General features: G+C 43.1%; 1 protein-coding gene. It reads right to left on the bottom strand.

The features are described from left to right. The coding region (locus B3182_RS07795; protein WP_414683340.1) for a biotin--[acetyl-CoA-carboxylase] ligase at nucleotides 1–260 on the bottom strand (260 nt) is incomplete at both ends.

Below are 260 nucleotides of genomic sequence, written 5' to 3'. Positions count from 1 at the left end.
AAAGGTTCAAGCCGATACCGATGGTAACGTAGTTTTGGCTTCCGTAACGTGATTCTACAAGAATTCCTGCAAGTTTACGTCGCTTATATAAAACATCATTGGGCCATTTTAATTGCAAACCTTCTATTCCCTCTGTCCGAAGGGTATTTATCAAGGCGATGCCGATGGCAATGCTCAGGCCATTACGGACATCTTCAATGTTTAATGACCGCATTAAAGAAAGATAAATATTGCCACTGGCGGGTGAAACCCACTGACCG

This window comes from Methylophaga sp. UBA4204 (genome assembly GCF_002379485.1).
Taxonomy (GTDB): domain Bacteria; phylum Pseudomonadota; class Gammaproteobacteria; order Nitrosococcales; family Methylophagaceae; genus Methylophaga.
This window is presented reverse-complemented; position numbering and strand designations above follow the sequence as displayed.